Origin of the sequence: Microbacterium sp. SORGH_AS_0428 (assembly GCF_031453615.1) — a bacterium.
Lineage (GTDB): Bacteria > Actinomycetota > Actinomycetes > Actinomycetales > Microbacteriaceae > Microbacterium.
Genome location: NZ_JAVIZT010000001.1, coordinates 1,728,465 through 1,745,162, shown reverse-complemented (window position 1 = coordinate 1,745,162; position 16,698 = coordinate 1,728,465). Strand labels below are relative to the sequence as shown.

The following is a 16,698-nucleotide window of genomic DNA, read 5'->3' as shown; positions in this document are numbered from 1 at the left end:
CCTCACGATAGACACGTCATGCGCCGAGGTGGCGCAGGCTGGTGCCCGGATGTGGTGGCGTCTAGAGTGCCGCACCCGAAACGCCCTCCCGCGCCCCGCCGTCAGGTTCCACCGCCGGGCCCTGTCGCGCGCCGAAACGACAGCTCGCCTGTCACAAATCGAGCGCGGAGCGTCGATCTGTGACAGGCGAGCTGGGGGTAGCGCGGTTCCCCTGTCACAAATCGAGCCTCGGCGGGCGATCTGTGACAGGCGAGCGGTGGGCCCGAGGGGTCAGTCGTCGACGACGACGGACTCCTCGATGGGGCGGCGGACGCGAGGGGCGCGCTCGCCGTCACGGGCGAACTCCGGGGCGTCCTCGATGGTGCCGAGGTTGCCGACGGCCATGATCGAGAAGGGCGTGAACTCCGGCGCGAGCTCGAAGGCTTCGGCGACCGCGGCCGCATCGAAGCCGGTCAGCTGGTGGGTGTACAGACCGTTGGCGTGGGCCTGCACGGTGAAGTGCGCGGCGGCCTGGCCGAGGTCGTAGAACGCGGAGGGGAACTGGTGCTCGCCGCGAGAGGTCTCGGCGATGAAGACGACGAGAGCGCCGGCGGGGGCGGCCCACGCCTGGTTGAACTCCACCATGCTGGCGACGACCTTGGCGTGGGTCTCGGTGCCGCGGCGGGCCACGATGAAGCGCCAGGGCTGGTTGTTGTAGGCGGAGGGCGACCAGCGGGCGGCCTCGAGCGCGCCGCGCAGGGCGTCCTCGTCGATGGGGGTCACGCTGTCGTAGGCGCGGGTGCTCCAGCGCTGCGAGAGCACGTCGAGAATGGGCGCGTCGACGGGTGCGGTGCGGTCGAGAGTGTCAGACATGAGGATCTCCTCGGGGTCGAATATGCGGGGGGACGTCATCGGCCCGATCCATGCAACGGTATACAGAGGCGGAATGTTCCCGGATCCGTGCCGGGTGTGAATGTGGAAAGAACTTCACGGCGCCGACCACGCATCCGCCGCATCCGGCGTCCTACCGTGGACGCATGGTGATCGCGACGGCCGATGTGTACGACGAGCGAGGTGAGCAGCTCGACTCGCTCGCGCTGCAGTTGCGCGACGTGGGAGGAAGGCAGGCGTTCGACGGTCCCGTCCGCACGGTGCGGTGCCATCGCGACAACGCCCTCGTGAAGGCGGTGCTGCAGACTCCGGGAGACGGCGCCGTGCTGGTCGTGGACGGTGGAGGTTCGCTGGAGTCCGCGCTGGTCGGCGACATCATCGCCGGCGCCGCGGTCGAGAACGGCTGGGCCGGCATCGTCGTGTTCGGTGCGGTCAGGGATGCGGCCGTGCTGGCGACGCTCCCGCTGGGGGTGAAGGCGCTCGGCACGAACCCGCGCAAGAGCGCGAAGGACGGCGTCGGCGACGTCGACGTGCCCGTCGAGATCGCGGGCGTCGTGTTCGCCCCCGGCCGCCACGTCTGGGCCGACGCGGACGGCGTTCTCGTCGAGCGCTGAACCCGCATCCGCTCTCGACACTCGCCCGCGTCGGGAGCAAGCTGGGGTGTGACGATCGAGGGGGATCACGATGTTCACACCGGATGCCGCGTTCAGCGGTTTCAGCATCGACGACACGGATGCGGCCCGCACGTTCTACGGCGACGTGCTCGGCCTCACGGTCGTCGACAACCCCATGGGCTTCCTGGAGCTCGAGCTCTCGTCGGGGGCTCGGGTGCTGTTGTACACGAAGCCGAACCACGAGCCCGCGACCTACACCGTGCTCAACTTTCCCGTCGCCGACATCGACGCGGCCGTCGACGACCTCCGTGCTCGAGGGGTGGAGACGAAGATCTACGCCGACGAGGAGTTCGCCACCGACGAGCGCGGCATCCTGCGTGGCGGCGGGCACGGCCCCGACATCGCGTGGTTCACCGATCCCGCGGGCAACGTCCTGGCGGTGCTGCAGACCTGACGCGGCTCACGGCAACTGCGGCCAGGTGGCGGGGCCCGCCGATCCGGCCGGGTATTCGTCCAGCGGCGTCTCGCCGCGTCGCCACGCGTCCAGCACCGGCTGCACGATGCGCCAGCACTGTTCGGCCGCGTCGCCGCGGACGGCGAGCGCCGCATCCTGGTCGAGGATGCTGGAGAGCACCTCGCTGTAGGCGAGGAGTGCGCCGTCGCCGAGGGTCACCTCCACGTCCTCCCGCACGAGTGAGAACGGTTCGTGGCCGTTGACGTTCAGACCGAGCGAGATCTTGTCGGGGCCGAGCGAGAACCGCAGGGTCGAGCCGGGAGCGTGCCCGGCGAAGCCGGCCGGCAGGTGGCGCACGGGCCGGAACGTCAGCACGATCTCGGTGTCCTTGCGTCCGAGCGCCTTGCCCGAACGCAGGGTGAAGGGAACCCCTTCCCAGCGTGCCGTGCGCACCTCGAGGGTGACCTCCGCGAGCGTCTCGGTCTGGCGGGCGGGGTCGACGCCCGGTTCGTCGGCGTAGGCGGGCAGCTCCTCGTCACCCACGGTGCCGGCGGTGTAGCGGGCGCGGCGGGCGGAGCGCACGGCGTTGTCCTCCCACAGCGATGTCGCACGGAGTGCGGCCGCGGTCGCATCGCGCAGATCGTTCTCGTGCAGCGTCGCCGGGGGCTCCATCGCCACGATCGCCATGACCTGCAGCAGGTGGCTCTGGATCATGTCGATCAGGGCGCCCGCCTGGTCGTAGTAGCCGGCGCGGTCCTCGAGTCCGAGCGTCTCGTCGAAGCGGATGACGACGGACTCGATGTCCTCGGCCGACCATGCCGGCTCGAACAGCCGGTTGGCGAAGCGCAGCCCCAGGACGTTGAGCACGGTGGAGCGGCCGAGGAAGTGGTCCACGCGGAAGATCTGGTTCTCGGGCACGACGCGGCGCAGGGTCTCGTTCAGCGATCGGGCGCTCGCCTCATCCGTGCCGAACGGCTTCTCGAGCGCGAGGGTGAGCCCCTCAGGGAGATCCATGCCCGCGAGATGCTCGCACGCGGCCTCCGCGACCTGGGGCGGAACGGCGAAGTAGAACACCGGCCGGCCCTCGATCGCATCCAGCACGCTCTTCAGGTCTTTCGCGTCGGTCGGGTCGGCCACGATGTAGCGCGCGTCCGCGACGAGGCGGTCCACCGCCTCTCCGTGGCGGTCGCCGACGCCCGCCTTCAGCAGGTCGCGCCACTGCTTGTCGCTGAGCTCCCGACGGGCGGCGCCGAGCAGGTGCACGGTGCGGCCCGGTTCTCGATCCAGCAGTTGAGCGAGCGCGGGAAGCAGCAGCCGGGACGTGAGGTCGCCGGTCGCGCCGAAGATGACGAGCGTGGTGTCGGTCACGCAGGCCACGTTAGTCCCCGCTATGAGTTGCCGTGCCCGACGCGGCGCAGGCCCGCGACACGGCATGATCGGAGCATGAGCGTCCCGATCGAGGACTACGCCGTCCTCAGCGATTGCCGCACCGCCGCCCTGGTCTCGCGCGAGGGCAGCATCGACTGGTTCTGCGCACCGCGGTTCGACTCCGCATCCGTCTTCGGCGCGATTCTCGGCGAGAACGAGCAGGGCGCGTGGCATCTGCGGCCGGAGGACGGGGACGCCCTCGCGAGCCGGCACTACGACGGTGACACCTTCGTGCTCGTGACCCGGTGGGAGAGTGCGAGCGGCGTCGCCGAGGTACACGACTTCCTGCCTATCGACGGGGGACGCGTCGACATCGTGCGCCGCATCGTCGGCGTCAGCGGCACCGTCGAGTTCACGACGCATCTGCGCATCCGCTTCGACTACGCGCGCGCGATCCCCTGGGTGCGTCAGGTGGGGGATGCGGCGGCTCCCGCGCTCCACGCGATCGCCGGCCCCGACGCGCTCGTCGTCCGCGGCGTCGCACTCACCCCGCACGGACGCGCGCACCGCGGGCGCGTGAGCGTCGCCGCCGGCGAGACGGCCGACCTCGTCGCCACCTGGAACCCCTCCTACCTGCCCACGCCCGAACCGCTCGACGTGGATGCGGCGCTCGAGCGCACGCGCGCCTGGTGGACCGGCTTCGCCGCATCCATCGATCACGACGGACCGCATCGCGACGAGGTCGTGCGTTCCCTGCTCGTCCTGCGGGCGCTGAGTCACCAGGACACCGGCGGCATCGTCGCGGCGGTCACCACCTCGCTCCCCGAGCAGATCGGGGGAGAGCGCAACTGGGACTACCGGTACGTGTGGCTGCGCGATGCGGCCCTCACACTCGAGGCGCTCGTCGCGCACGGCTTTCTTCAGGTCGCCGAGCAGTGGCGGTCCTGGCTCATCCGTGCGATCGCGGGGGATCCGCGCCAGATGCAGATCATGTACGGCGTCGCGGGCGAGCGCGACCTGCCGGAGCGGCAGCTGACGAGCCTGCCCGGCTACGAGGGATCGGCGCCGGTGCGGGTCGGAAACGGTGCGGTCACGCAGTATCAGGCCGACGTGGTCGGCGAGGTCATGGTGTCGCTCGAGGCGGCTCGCGTCGCCGGGGTGCCCGACGACCCGCTGGCGTGGGCCCTGCAGCGTACCCTCCTCGACGGCGTCGAGGCTCGCATCGACGAGCCCGACAACGGCATCTGGGAGGTGCGCGGCGATCCGCAGCGCTTCACCCAGTCGCGCGCGATGATGTGGGCCGCCTTCGACCGTGGCGTACGCGCGGTGCGTGCCTACGGGCAGGACGGACCGGTCGAGAAGTGGGAGGCCCTGCGCGACCGGCTGCGCGAGGAGATCGACACCCATGGCGTGGATGCGGCATCCGGAGCGTTCGTGCAGCACTACGGCTCGACCGAGGTCGACGCCTCGCTCCTGCTGCTGCCTCAGGTGGGCTTCTGCGAACCGGATGACCCGCGCATGGTCGCCACGGTCGCCCGTATCGAAGCGGAGCTGATGCCCGACGGTCTCGTCAACCGCTACCGCACGCAGACGGGCGTGGACGGGCTGGCGGGCGGCGAGCATCCGTTCATCGCGTGCACGTTCTGGCTCGTGGAGCAGTACGCCCGCATGGGCCGGGTCGGCGATGCGCAGGCGCTCATGGACCGCGCCTGCGCGACCGCGAACGATCTGGGGCTGTTCTCCGAGGAGTACGACCCCACGGCCCGCCGGCAGATCGGCAACACCCCCCAGGCGCTGTCGCACCTCGCTCAGGTGCGTGCGGCCGATGCGATGGGCGGGCACGGCGGCCGCGCCGCCCATCGCACCTGAGGCCGCGTTTCGTCTCCTCGCTCTGCTCGTCGCTCAACGACCGGCGGGGTTCCATCGGTCGTTGAGCGAGCGAAGCGAGGGAGCCTTACCGGTCGTTGAGCGAGCGAAGCGAGACGAAACGCGGGATCAGCTGCGCGAGAGGGCCTCGGACAGCTTCACGCGTGCCCCCATCCGCAGCAGTGAACGGCTGTAGATGCGCGAGCCGACCCAGATCGCCAGCACGCACGTGATCGCCAGGACGACGAGCGAGACCAGCGGCTCCCACCACATCGCGCCACCCAGGTAGAGACGCAGCGGCATCGCGACTGGAGCCGAGAACGGCACGTACGACATGATCGTCAGCACGAGTTGGTTGTCGTTGAAGAAGATGACCAGGAAGTACGGCAGCATCACGAGCATCGTCAGGGGCGCGGTGGTCGAGCCGATGTCCTCCATGCGCGACACCATGGCGCCGGCCGCGGCGAACAGGGCGGCCAGCAGGATGAAGCCGAGCAGGAAGAAGATCGCGAACCAGACGATGGGTCCGCCGAGGCCCGTGAGCACGAGGTCCTGCCCCGTCACCGAGAGCCCGACGATCGCGATCGCCGCGAGCACCACGATCTGACCCATCGCGAGGATCGTGTTGCCGATGATCTTGCCGGCCATGAGAGCTCGCACCGGGATGGCCGAGATCAGCAGCTCGACGACGCGGGTCTGCTTCTCCTCGACGACCGACTGCGCGATCGTGCCGCCGAAGGTCGAGGCGGCCAGCAGGAACACGATGCCGAATCCGAGCGCCACGAAGTACCGCAGCAGGAAGTCGGTGCTCGAGGGATCGAGCAGGTGCACCGGCGGCGACTGGCTCAGGATCGACAGCAGCCCGGACGGCAGATCGTCCTTGCCGACCACCGTGTAGTCGAACGAGCCGGAAGCGGTCGCGTCCGGCACATCCGCGGTGGGGACGAGCGCCGCCTCCACGGTGCCGTCGGTGACCAGCGCCATGGCGGAGTCGGAGGAGTCCGCATCCGTCACGTCGAGTCCTGCGACGCCTGAGACGACGGATGCGGTCGCCGGCGTCACGGCCACCTTGATGCCGCTCGTGTCGCTCGCCGTGAACCCGCCCCAGACGACCGCGCCGAGGGCGAGCACGAAGAGGATGACGGTGGAGATCACGAACGACTTGCTGCGCAGCTTCGAGCCGATCTCGCGCTCGGCGACGAGCCAGACGCTCTGCGCGGTGGTGGGCGCTGCGGGGGTGTGCGCGTTCATCGGATGACCTCCCGGAAGATCTGCGTGAGTGTGGGACGCTGCGGCGAGAAGGCGTCGACGTCTCCCGACGCCGCCGCACGGGAGAGGACGCCGCGAGCGACGTCGGGGGAGGCCTCGAACACGGCCTCACCGCCCGCGAGCTCGACGACCGTGACCTCGGGCACGTCGCGGAGCCAGCCCAGGTCGCCACCGGTGACGAGCTCGTAGCGCGGTGAGCTGTACTCGGCGCGAAGCTGCTCCCGGCTACCCGCCGCGCGGATCGTGCCGCCCGCGATGATGACGAGGTCGTCGCAGAGGCGCTCGACGACGTCGAGCTGGTGCGACGAGAACAGCACCGCGACGCCCGTCGCGGCGCGCTCGGCGAGCACGCCCGCGACGACCTCGACCGCGAGCGGGTCGAGGCCCGAGAACGGCTCGTCGAGGATGAGCACCTCGGGCTCGTGCACGAGGGCCGCGGCGATCTGCGCGCGCTGCTGGTTGCCGAGCGAGAGGGTCTCGACCGTGTCGCCGAGGCGCTCGCCGAGTCCGAGGCGGTCCAGCAGCTTCTCCGCGTTCGCGGTGGCGGCGGCCTTGCTGTAGCCGTGGAGGCGGGCGAGGTAAGCGATGTGCTCGCCGACCTTCATCTTCGGGTACAGCCCGCGCTCTTCGGGCATGTAGCCGAAGCGGCGACGGTCCTCGCTCGTGATGGGCGTGCCATCGATCTCGACCGTGCCCGCATCCGCCGCGAGCACGCCCAGTGCGATGCGCATCGTCGTGGTCTTTCCGGCACCGTTGCCGCCGACGAAGCCGGTGAGCCGGCCGCTCTCGACGGTGAAACCGACATCGTCGAGTACCCGGCGTGTGCCGTAGTTCTTTGTCACTCCTGACAGGCGCAGCATGCGTCCTCCTTGGTCCGTGCTCCGACGTTACGTCCGACGCATCCCTGCGCACCTCCCTCCCTGGACGGGTTCACACCCTCCCCCTTCCGGCGGAGTGGGCGGGTGCTGCGACATCTGCACGATGCGCGGTGCAGAAGCGACCTGCCGAGCAGGGTGAGACGTCCTCGGGGCCACCCGCCGTGCAGATGTCGCGGTACAGGCGAGAGGCGGTGCCGCATCCGGGAGCTGGGTGGTGCCGCATCCGGGGGCTGGGCGGTGCCGCATCCGGGCTGCGCAGCGTCGAGGAGTCTCCGCGCAGCCGCCGCGCCACATGTGCGCAGCGGCGACAGAGATCCACAGGCGCATCTGCGCAGATGCGACGCAACTCGGGCAGAGCGACGCCGGGGGTGCGGGGTCAGGCGAGGCCGTGGCGGTGGGCCAGGACGACGGCCTGCACCCGGTCGCGGGCGCCGAGCTTGGCCAGCACATTGGACACGTGGGTCTTCACGGTCGCCTCGCCGATGTACAGCCGCTCGGCGATCTCGCCGTTGGACAGCGCATCCGCCATGAGGCGGAGCACCTCCTCCTCCCGCTCGGTGAGCGGGCTCGAGACCGGCAGGGGTTCGGGAGCGGATGCGGAGACGGCCGAGTTCGCGAACCGGGCGATGACGCGGCGGGTGACCTCCGGAGCGAGCAGCGCATCGCCGCCGGCGACGACCCGCACCGCGGCCGTCAGCTCCTCGGGACCCGCGTTCTTCAGCAGGAACCCGCTGGCGCCCGCATCCAGTGCGGCGAACAGGTAGTCGTCGCGGTCGAAGGTCGTCACCACCAGCACCGCCGAGGGGATGTCGGGGTCGGCGATGATGCGCCGGGTCGCCTCCAGGCCGTCGAGGTCGGGCATCTGCACGTCCATGCACACGACGTCGGGACGCAGAGCGCGGGCCTGCGCGATGGCCTCGGCGCCCGTGCCCGCCTCGCCGACGACCTCGATGCGATCGTCGAGGGTCAGGATGGTGCGAAAGCCCGCGCGCATCATGGCGTGATCGTCGGCGAGGACGACCCGGATGCGGCCGCTCACGGGGCGTCCGCCATGACGAGCGGCGTGAGGGGAACGCGCACACGCACGACGAATCCTCCGCTGGATCGGGGCGTCGCCTCGATCGTGCCTCCGGATGCGGCGGCGCGCTCCCGCATCCCGATCAGGCCCATGCCGGGGGTGATCTCGGCCACCGGCCGTCCGGTGTTGGCGACCTCGAGCTCCACTCCCTCGGCGGCGTAGCGCAGGCGGACGTCGGCTCGCGCGCCGGGACCGGCGTGGCGGCGGGCGTTGGTGAGCGCCTCCTGTGCGATCCGGTACAGGTTCACCTGGACGGTGTCGGGCACGTCGCGCTCCTCACCGACGATGCGCAGCTCGCAGGCGACCCCCGCCGCGCTCGCCTCGGCGACGAGATTCTCGAGGCCCTCCAGGCCGACGGATGTCTCTTCGGCCTGGTCGCCGGGCGTCCGCAGCGTCTCGAGCAGATGGCGCAGCTCGCTCAGCGCCGAACGCGCCGACTCCTCCACGCGGGCCAGCGTCTCGCCCGCCGCCTGCGGATCCTTCCCCATCATCATGCGCGCCGCGCCCGCCTGCACGCCCATGAGGGAGACGTGGTGGGCCACGACGTCGTGCAGCTCGCGGGCGAGTCGAACCCGCTCCAGCGCGACCGCCTGCTCGGCGCTGCGCTCGCGCTCGCGCTCGAGTTCCGCCGTGCGCTCCTCGAGCAGTGCGCGCTGCTGTCTGCTCGCCCAGGTGCGCTCGCCGAAGAAGTAGGCGCCGCCGAAGTAGAGGGCGTTGATCAGGAGGGTCAGCAGCATCGAGGCGACATAGGGCGAGAAGGCGCCCGCGCGCGACACCCCCTCGATCTCGACGTCGCTCGTCGCGTCGACGAACATCGTCACCATTAGCCACACCGCCATCCCGGCGATGATGCCGATACGCGTCCACATCGCCCGGCGTCGGTTCGGCGACCAGGCGCCCACCGTGTAGATGGCGATGAACATGGCGATGTTGCCCGCGTAGATCTCGGGGACGCGGAGGGTGACGGCCGCGAAGTACGCGGCGCAGACGACGACGGCGACGGTGGCCGGCCAGCGTCGGCGGAGCGCGAGGGGGACGGCCAGCACGAACGCGTAGGCGACGGCGGCCGCCAGCGAGCCCTGGTGCTCGCCGTAGATGCCGGCGACGGAGGAGAGCGCAGCGCTGATCAGCGCGCCGATGCACATGGCGGCGGCCAGCAGGAGATCACCGCGTTGTTGCGCGGGCGTGAGCGGCAGCATCCTCCCAACCTAGAGCGGGCCATCGGATGCGGCATCCCCCGCCAGACGGAGAGCATTGACGCACCAGGGCGTCGGTGCGAGCATCCACCCAGAGCGCGGCGACCGGCCTCGCCGATCGAAGGGCACGGTATGGCCTCCACCAGCGTCTTCATCAACCTGGTCACCACCGATCTCGAGCGCAGCGTGGCCTTCTACCGGGCGCTCGGCTGCGACATCAATCCGGACTTCTCGGACGAGAACGCGGCGTGCGTGGTGTGGGACGAGAACATCTTCTTCATGGTCCTGATGCGGGACTTCTTCGCGTCGTTCACCGACAAGCCGATCGCCGACCCCCGCACGAGCGCACAGGTGTCGGTGTCCTTCTCGCTCGACTCGCGCGACGCGGTGGACGCGATCGTTGAACGCGGCATCGCCGCCGGGGGCAGCGAGCCGAAGGCTCCGCAGGAGTACGGATCCATGTACTCGCGCGATCTCGACGACCCCGACGGCAACTCCCTCGGCTTCCTCCACCTCGCCGACGACACCGACTGAACGTTCCCCGTCGCAGATTCACCTGTTCGAGGGACGCGTGATGTCGTGCCGGGGCCGGAGGCGTGGCGTCTCGGGTCCCTTCAACAGGGAACGATGCGGTCAGCCGAAGATCATGGGGCGGTCGTCGTCGTCTTCGTCGCCCGCGAAGTCCAGGTCGACGACGACGGGGACGTGGTCGCTGGGGATCTCGCCCTTGCGCTCGTCGCGGTGGATGGCCGCGCCAGCGACGGCATCCGCGAAGGCGTGCGAGCCGAGGATGAAGTCGATGCGCAGGCCCTCGTTGCGGGGGAAGCGCAGCTGCTTGTAGTCCCAGTAGGTGTAGCCGGTGGGCACGAGCGGCCGGACGGTGTCGCTGAGTCCCGCATCCAGCAGGGCGCGGAACGCCTCGCGCTCGGGAGGGGAGACGTGCGTGGTGACGCCTTCGACGACGGTCGGGTCGCCGTTGTCGGCATCGGTCGGCGCGATGTTGAAGTCACCGACAAGGGCGAGGGGCAGATCGGGGTTCGCCGCGAGGGTCTCGCGGGTGTAGCCGGTCAGCGCCGCGAGCCAGTCGAGCTTGTAAAGGTAGTGCGGGTCGTCGAGCCCACGGCCGTTGGGCACATAGAGGCTCCATACGCGCACGCCGTCGATGGTCGCGCCGATGGCGCGGGCCTCCTGCGGGAGGTCGGGCCCTTCGTGCCCCTTGAGGAACCCGGGCATGCCGGGGAAGGCCGTCTCGACCTCGGTGATGGGCTCACGGCTGGCGATGGCGACGCCGTTCCACTGGTTCAGGCCGTGGGCGGCGACGTGATAGCCGGCCTCCTCGAAGGCCGCGTACGGGAACTGCTCAGGCTTGCACTTGATCTCCTGCATGGCCAGCACGTCGATGTTCTCGCGGACGCAGAACTCCACGGTGCGCACGACGCGTGCACGGATCGAGTTGACGTTCCAGGTGGCCAGGCGCATGCCTCCAGCCTAGAACCCGGCCCCGACGCCGTACGCCGGCGGCCGTGAACTGTACACCTTTGGACTGGTTGTCCACAGCGGTCGATCGCGCGCGCCTCGGGCGGAGTATCTTCCTGGCATGCGCACGCCACTTGCCGAGCTGCTCACCCGCGTCGACGAGCTGAACTCTCCCGATTCGCCGTTCGTGTTCCGTGCCGTCGGCGACCGCATCCAGGGCTCGTGGGACATCGCCCACGTGCAGTACGTCGCCCTCCTGGGCGCCGGACAGATCGACGACGCCTACTCCATCGAGGTCACGTTCGACGAAGACGAGGGCACGTTCGACACCGACGAGACGCAGACCACCTCGAAGGCATCCGGCAGGTTCTCGACCGACGGGTCCTTCCACTTCGGGGGGAGCACCTCCACCTTCAAGGGCAAGCAGTCACGGATGACCCGTAGCTTCGTCGCCGGCACGCGCGTGACGACGCCGGAGGGCGAAGGCACGTCCGCCGGCTGGTCCTTCGACACCGACCGCATCAAGCAGCCCCTGTTCGACTTCCTCGCCGTCAACGGCTGGGAGAAGAAGAAGGGGTTCTTCGGTCGTCTCTTCGGCGGCTGACCTCGCACTCCCCCCTCGCCCCGTCGAACCACCAGAAGGAGCATCATGACCCAGCCCATGCCCCCCATGTCCCAGCCGCCGCAGCAGCCCGTGGCGACCGCGAACGGCTCGTACCCCGGCAAGACTCTCGGAATCGTCGGGCTGATCGTCTCGTTCTTCGCGAGCCTGATCGGCCTGATCCTCTCGATCGTCGCCTACTCGCAGTCGAAGAAGGCCGGGTACAAGAACACCCCGGCACTCATCGGAATCATCGTCGGTGCCGTCCTCCTGGTGATCGGAATCATCGTCGCGATCATCCTCGGAACCGTCTTCGCGGGACTCATCGCGCAGTGCGCCGACCTCGGGCCGGGAACGCACTACGTCGACGGCGTCACCTACACCTGCTCCTGAGCGGCACCGGACCTCGTCTGAGTGCGCCGCCGTGGCTCAGGCGAGGTCCATCCCCGGCGCATCCGCGGGGCGCGGGGTGAACCCGTTGCGCTCGTAGAAAGCGGTGCGGCCACGCGCAGCGAACAACTGCACGTCGTCCACCCCACGACGCCGAGACTCCTCGACGAGCGCATCGAGGATGAGTGCCCCAGCGCCGTTGCCGCGCGCCTCGGTCGCCACGATGAGCTCGGTGACGAAAGCGTGCAGCACGCCGTCGCTGATCAGGCGGCCCATTCCCACGAGCGCGCCCGCGTCGTCGCGCGCGCAGCACACGACCCAGCTGCCGGCGAGCGCGGCGGCCAGCTGCTGCGCCGTGCGCTCGCCCCATCCGGTGCTCGCGTAGAGAGCGGCGAACTCGTCGGCCGTGGGCGGTGTCAGGGTGATGTGCACCATCGGACGCTACCGCGCCCGTGTTAGTCCCGGCGCGGGCCGTGACGGATGCGGTGCCCCGCGGCGTAGCCTGCGCCCATGACGGTGCCTCGTGCGCTCCGCGTCGCCCTCCTCGTCGTGGCGTGGTTCAACCTCGTCTCCGCGGTCGCGGGGATGATCGGTCTGACTGCGGGCGGCGGGATGGGAGTGCCTCTCGAGTGGCTCGAGGGCACCCCGTTCACCACGTACTTCTGGCCCGGCGTCATCCTGGGAGTCGTCGTCGGCGGGATGCAGGCACTCGCCGTCATCGCGCAGTACCGGCGTTACGCGTTGGTTTGGGGGCTGCAGGCGGCGGCGGGGCTCGTGATGATGATCTGGATCTTCGTCGAGCTGGGGATGCTCTTGGTGTGGTCGCCGCTGCACGGCATCTACTTCGTCACCGGGCTGCTGCAGACCGTGCTCGCGGTGCTCGCCCTCGGTGCGTGGCCCCGGCCGTTCTTCTCGCGCACGCCGTGAGGCCCTGAGACACTGGCAGCGTGCGAGCCGAACCGAGGGCGCTGTGGACGCTGCTGGAGGCGCTGGACGACCCCGACCACATCGAGACGCCGGCCGGTTTCGACCGGGCGGCCGCGCGGCGCGCGTTCGTCGAGCTGACCGAGCGACTGTCCGGCGCCTTCGAGGCGGAGTGCGCGGCCGATCTGCACGTGCAGGATGCGAGCTTCCATGCCCAGGTCGTCGTCCCTGCTGAGGCTACGGCGACCGGGCAACGCTTCGTGGTGCGGGTCTCCAACTTCGGCATGCTCGCCGTCATTGCCCTCGACAACCCGGGGGTGCACAGTGAGGAGGTATTCAGGGCGCGAGCCGATCCGCACGATGTCGAGCGGATCGCAGCGTGTCTGGATGCCGGTGGGTACGTCCTCGTTCCCGAGGAGCCGCTCTGGACGCCGTATCGTGGCGCGATTGCTCGACACGTCTTCGGCGGAGGCGAGCCGACGTGGTGGGACCGTTACTTCGACTACCTGTAACGGGTCCCGGTCCTGACGGCGCATCCGCTCGCGCCCCTAGACTCGACGGTGTGACCGCCGCATCCACTCCCGAGCTCGAATCCGACCGCCAGGCGCTCATCGCGCTGATCGGCGCCGAGGCCGTCTTCCACGGCGACTTCACCCTCTCGAGCGGTAAGAAGGCGTCGTACTACGTCGACATGCGCAAGCTGACGCTCGACCACCGGGCGGCTCCCGCGATCGGGCGCATCATCCTCGATCTGATCCGCGACGTGGACGGCGTCGTTGCCGTCGGGGGTCTCACCCTCGGGGCCGACCCGATCGCCAACGCGGTCATGCACGAGTCGGTGCACGCGGGCACGCCGCTGGACGCATTCGTCGTGCGCAAGGAGCCCAAGGACCACGGCCGCGGTCGCCAGATCGAGGGCGCGGATGTGGCGGGCAAGCGCGTCGTCGTCGTCGAAGACACCTCCACGACCGGCCAGTCCGCCCTGAAGGCCGTCGAGGCGCTGCGCCGTGAGGGCGCTGAGCCGGTCGCCGTCGCCGTGATCGTCGACCGCAAGACCGGAGCCCAGGCGGCCGTCGAAGCCGAGGGCCTGCAGTGGCTCGCCGCGATCGATCTCGACGATCTGGGTCTTCCGGCTCAGTGATGGCTGCTGCCCGCATCCGCATTTCAGGAGATCCCCGTTCTGCAGGACGGATGCGGCGTGATCGTCCTGCGTGCGGGATTGCTCCCGCAGGGCGGTGCTGACGATGGACGATCGCACCCTCATGCTGCTGGTCGCGCTGGTCATCACGGCGGGCGCGCTGGTGACGTTCGTCCTGCAGCTCATCCGGTTCCTGCGCCGCGAGCGCGACGACCGGGAGCATGACGACAGGCAGCCGCGCGACCGCTGACGCGCGGCTCGGCTGTGGATAATCTCTGCGCGGGCTGTGCGACGCGTGGCACCCTTCCGGGACACCCCTCGGAAAGGACACGCATATGAAGAAGCGCACTCGCCTGGCTGCCGGGCTCCTCGCTGCCGCGACTCTGACCGGAGCCGGTGCCGCAGCAGCCGCCCCGGCGTTCGCGGATGAGACCGTCGTGCTGCACGGCTTCCCCACGAAGGGCATCTGCCAGATCGCCGAGCAGGTCACGGGCTGGGCCATCAATGCGACGGGTGGCGAGATCTTCGCCGGCGATGCCTGCGGCTATTGGGGCCCCGACAAGCTGTACGGCTTCAGCATCACCTACCGCTGACACCGCGCATCCGTTCCCGCATCGTCCTCAGGATGGTGCGGGGACGCGTGCGTTCAGATGCCCTCGGGCATCTCCGACTCGACGGGCTCGCGGGCGATGAGCTCGGCCACAGAGGTGAGCACCTCGTCGGGGCGGAACGGGTAGCGCTCGATCTCGGCCGGGTCGCTGATGCCGGTCATGACGAGCACGGTGTGCAGCCCCGCCTCGATTCCCGCCACGACGTCGGTGTCCATGCGGTCGCCGATCATGCCGGTGTTCTCGGAGTGCGCGCCGATGCGGTTGAGTGCGGAGCGGAACATCATAGGGTTCGGCTTGCCGACCACGTACGGCTCCTTGCCGGTGGCCTTCGTGATCATCGCGGCGAACGATCCCGTCGCCGGCACGATGCCGTTCGGGGTGGGGCCCGTCGCATCCGGGTTGGTGACGATGAACCGCGCACCTGCGTTGATGAAGCGGATGGCCTGGGTGATCGCCTCGAACGAGTACTGGCGCGTCTCGCCGACGACGACATAGTCGGGCTGCGTCTCGGTCATGACGACGCCCGCCTCGTGGAGAGCGGTCGTGAGCCCCGCCTCGCCGATGACGAACGCGGAGCTGCCGGGCATCTGCGACTTGAGGAACTCGGCCGTCGCCAGCGCCGAGGTCCAGATCCGCTCCTCGGGCACGTCGAGGCCGGATCGCTTCAGGCGCGCGCTGAGATCGCGAGGGGTGAAGATCGGGTTGTTCGTGAGCACCAGGAAGGGTGTGCCGGTGTCGCGCCACTGCGCGAGCAGTTCGGCGGCTCCCGGGATCGCCTGGTTGTCGTGCACCAGCACGCCGTCCATGTCGGTCAGCCAGCATTCGATGTCATCGCGCGTGCGCATGGCCTCAGCCTAGGGCTCCCGCGGGCGGTATCCGAGCCCGCGGAGCCAGGTCATGGCGGCATCCGCGGGGCGGCCAGGCTACCCGGGCGCGAAGGAGTGCTCAAGGGTGGAGGGGGTGCCTCTCCCAGCGCACTAGGGTCGTACGCGTGAGCGCTCGCGAGGCGGATTGGAATCCGCACCGGCTGCCGGACCTGACGGGCCGGACCTACCTGGTGACGGGCTCGAACGCGGGCCTCGGATACTTCGCCAGCGAGCAGCTCGTGAACGCGGGAGCCCGCGTCATCATGACCGGCCGCAACCCCAACCGGCTCGCCGCCGCCCGTGCCGCCGTGTCCGCGCGTCTGCCGCACGCGACCGGCGCCGCCGAGACGCTGCTGTTGGACACGAGCAACCTCGGCTCGGTACGAGCGGCGGCTGCCACCGTCCGTCAGCGGGGACGCCTCGACGGACTGCTGCTGAACGCGGGGATCGTGCATCCGCCCGCCCAGCGCGAGACGACGCGGGACGGCAACGAGCTCGTGCTCGCCACGAACGCGCTCGGCCACTTCGCCCTGGCCGGCGCGCTGCTGACCACGCTCGCCGCCCGTCGCGGTCGGATGGTGTGGCTCGGCAGCATGTCGACCTCGATCTCGAAGTACGACCCCACCGATCCGCAGCTCGTCGAGCGCTACTCGCCGTGGCGTGCGTACGTGCAGTCGAAGGCGGTCACCACGGTCGTCGGCCTCGAGGCGGACCGGCGCCTGCGCGAGGCCCGCGTTCCCGTGACGAGCGTGATCGCCCACCCCGGCTACTCCACGAGTGGTCGCACCGTCGGCATCCGCGGGGTCAACGAGCCCTCGCGCTGGGGTCGGTTCCTCGACAATCTGCAGGCCCCCATCACACAGTCCAAAGAGCACGGCGCGTGGCCGCTGGTTCGCGCCCTCGTCGACCCCGACGTGGAGGGCGGGCAGATGTGGGGCCCCGGCCGCGTCGTCGCCGGGCCACCCCGAGCCGCGCAGCCGACGGCGTTCCTGCGGGAGCCGGCGATCGGCGAGCGACTGTGGCTCATGTGCGAGGCGGCCACGCGGATGCGGTGGCCCTTCGACGCAGCCCGCCGCTGAGCGCGGCGCCAGCCGCATCC

Annotated in this window: 21 protein-coding genes; 12 read left to right on the top strand and 9 right to left on the bottom strand. The window is 70.0% G+C overall.

The window, feature by feature from the left end; all coding sequences use genetic code 11:
• Positions 1-270: 270 nt before the first annotated feature.
• On the bottom strand, positions 271-852 hold the full coding sequence (locus tag QE374_RS08265) for a nitroreductase family protein (protein WP_309733869.1): 582 nt from the start codon (positions 850-852) through the stop codon (positions 271-273).
• A 164-nt stretch (positions 853-1,016) separates the two neighbouring features.
• Here QE374_RS08265 and rraA point away from each other — a divergent pair, with 164 nt between their 5' ends.
• Complete coding sequence (gene rraA / locus QE374_RS08260) at positions 1,017-1,484, top strand: ribonuclease E activity regulator RraA (protein ID WP_309733868.1); 468 nt, start codon at positions 1,017-1,019, stop codon at positions 1,482-1,484.
• 70 nt (positions 1,485-1,554) lie between these two features.
• On the top strand, positions 1,555-1,938 hold the full coding sequence (locus QE374_RS08255) for a VOC family protein (protein ID WP_309733866.1): 384 nt from the start codon (positions 1,555-1,557) through the stop codon (positions 1,936-1,938).
• 6 nt (positions 1,939-1,944) lie between these two features.
• On the opposite strand, the gene QE374_RS08250 is transcribed toward QE374_RS08255, so the two are convergent.
• Complete coding sequence (locus tag QE374_RS08250; protein WP_309733864.1) at positions 1,945-3,306, bottom strand: glucose-6-phosphate dehydrogenase; 1,362 nt, start codon at positions 3,304-3,306, stop codon at positions 1,945-1,947.
• 75 nt (positions 3,307-3,381) lie between these two features.
• On the opposite strand from QE374_RS08250, the gene QE374_RS08245 reads away from it, so the two are divergent.
• Positions 3,382-5,175, top strand: a complete 1,794-nt coding sequence (locus tag QE374_RS08245; RefSeq protein WP_309733862.1) for a glycoside hydrolase family 15 protein — start codon at positions 3,382-3,384, stop codon at positions 5,173-5,175.
• Between the two features lie 126 nt (positions 5,176-5,301).
• On the opposite strand, the gene QE374_RS08240 is transcribed toward QE374_RS08245, so the two are convergent.
• From QE374_RS08240 to QE374_RS08225, 4 genes are all read right to left on the bottom strand, one after another.
• A complete protein-coding gene (locus tag QE374_RS08240; protein WP_309733860.1) occupies positions 5,302-6,423 on the bottom strand; it encodes an ABC transporter permease in 1,122 nt (373 codons plus the stop codon).
• Entirely contained in the window at positions 6,420-7,301 is an 882-nt protein-coding gene (locus tag QE374_RS08235; protein WP_309733858.1) for an ATP-binding cassette domain-containing protein, read from the bottom strand. Before QE374_RS08235 ends, QE374_RS08240 begins: the two co-directional genes overlap by 4 nt.
• Before the next feature lie 394 nt (positions 7,302-7,695).
• On the bottom strand, positions 7,696-8,358 hold the full coding sequence (locus tag QE374_RS08230) for a response regulator transcription factor (RefSeq protein WP_309733857.1): 663 nt from the start codon (positions 8,356-8,358) through the stop codon (positions 7,696-7,698).
• Entirely contained in the window at positions 8,355-9,596 is a 1,242-nt protein-coding gene (locus tag QE374_RS08225) for a sensor histidine kinase (RefSeq protein WP_309733855.1), read from the bottom strand. Before QE374_RS08225 ends, QE374_RS08230 begins: the two co-directional genes overlap by 4 nt.
• 129 nt (positions 9,597-9,725) lie before the next feature.
• Between QE374_RS08225 and QE374_RS08220 the strand changes: the two genes are divergently transcribed.
• Complete coding sequence (locus tag QE374_RS08220; protein WP_309733853.1) at positions 9,726-10,127, top strand: VOC family protein; 402 nt, start codon at positions 9,726-9,728, stop codon at positions 10,125-10,127.
• Between the two features lie 99 nt (positions 10,128-10,226).
• Here QE374_RS08220 and QE374_RS08215 read toward each other — a convergent pair whose 3' ends face one another.
• Positions 10,227-11,072, bottom strand: coding sequence for an exodeoxyribonuclease III (locus QE374_RS08215; RefSeq protein WP_309733851.1), 846 nt, complete (start codon positions 11,070-11,072; stop codon positions 10,227-10,229).
• A 118-nt stretch (positions 11,073-11,190) separates the two neighbouring features.
• Here QE374_RS08215 and QE374_RS08210 point away from each other — a divergent pair, with 118 nt between their 5' ends.
• On the top strand, positions 11,191-11,673 hold the full coding sequence (locus tag QE374_RS08210; RefSeq protein WP_309733849.1) for a hypothetical protein: 483 nt from the start codon (positions 11,191-11,193) through the stop codon (positions 11,671-11,673).
• A gap of 45 nt (positions 11,674-11,718) precedes the next feature.
• A complete protein-coding gene (locus QE374_RS08205) occupies positions 11,719-12,063 on the top strand; it encodes a DUF4190 domain-containing protein (RefSeq protein ID WP_309733846.1) in 345 nt (114 codons plus the stop codon).
• 36 nt (positions 12,064-12,099) lie between these two features.
• Here the strand turns inward: QE374_RS08205 and QE374_RS08200 are convergent, their stop codons facing one another.
• Positions 12,100-12,492 carry a GNAT family N-acetyltransferase gene (locus tag QE374_RS08200; RefSeq protein WP_309733845.1) on the bottom strand — a complete coding sequence of 131 codons (393 nt, stop codon included), beginning with the start codon at positions 12,490-12,492 and terminating at the stop codon, positions 12,100-12,102.
• Between the two features lie 78 nt (positions 12,493-12,570).
• Between QE374_RS08200 and QE374_RS08195 the strand changes: the two genes are divergently transcribed.
• The 5 genes from QE374_RS08195 (at position 12,571) to QE374_RS08175 (ending at position 14,715) form a co-directional block, all read left to right on the top strand.
• On the top strand, positions 12,571-12,987 hold the full coding sequence (locus tag QE374_RS08195; RefSeq protein WP_309733843.1) for a hypothetical protein: 417 nt from the start codon (positions 12,571-12,573) through the stop codon (positions 12,985-12,987).
• Between the two features lie 20 nt (positions 12,988-13,007).
• Positions 13,008-13,496: a hypothetical protein gene (locus QE374_RS08190; protein ID WP_309733841.1), complete on the top strand. Its 489-nt coding sequence runs from the start codon at positions 13,008-13,010 to the stop codon at positions 13,494-13,496.
• Between the two features lie 50 nt (positions 13,497-13,546).
• Positions 13,547-14,125 carry an orotate phosphoribosyltransferase gene (gene pyrE / locus QE374_RS08185; protein WP_137418665.1) on the top strand — a complete coding sequence of 193 codons (579 nt, stop codon included), beginning with the start codon at positions 13,547-13,549 and terminating at the stop codon, positions 14,123-14,125.
• Between the two features lie 103 nt (positions 14,126-14,228).
• The gene (locus tag QE374_RS08180) at positions 14,229-14,372 is read left to right on the top strand and encodes a hypothetical protein (RefSeq protein ID WP_309733837.1); all 144 of its coding nucleotides are present in this window, start codon (positions 14,229-14,231) and stop codon (positions 14,370-14,372) included.
• Between the two features lie 85 nt (positions 14,373-14,457).
• Positions 14,458-14,715 carry a hypothetical protein gene (locus QE374_RS08175; RefSeq protein ID WP_137418666.1) on the top strand — a complete coding sequence of 86 codons (258 nt, stop codon included), beginning with the start codon at positions 14,458-14,460 and terminating at the stop codon, positions 14,713-14,715.
• A 53-nt stretch (positions 14,716-14,768) separates the two neighbouring features.
• Here the strand turns inward: QE374_RS08175 and QE374_RS08170 are convergent, their stop codons facing one another.
• Complete coding sequence (locus QE374_RS08170) at positions 14,769-15,578, bottom strand: HAD-IIA family hydrolase (RefSeq protein WP_274286952.1); 810 nt, start codon at positions 15,576-15,578, stop codon at positions 14,769-14,771.
• 146 nt (positions 15,579-15,724) lie between these two features.
• On the opposite strand from QE374_RS08170, the gene QE374_RS08165 reads away from it, so the two are divergent.
• Positions 15,725-16,678, top strand: coding sequence for an SDR family NAD(P)-dependent oxidoreductase (locus QE374_RS08165; protein WP_309733833.1), 954 nt, complete (start codon positions 15,725-15,727; stop codon positions 16,676-16,678).
• The last annotated feature ends 20 nt before the right edge of the window (positions 16,679-16,698 follow it).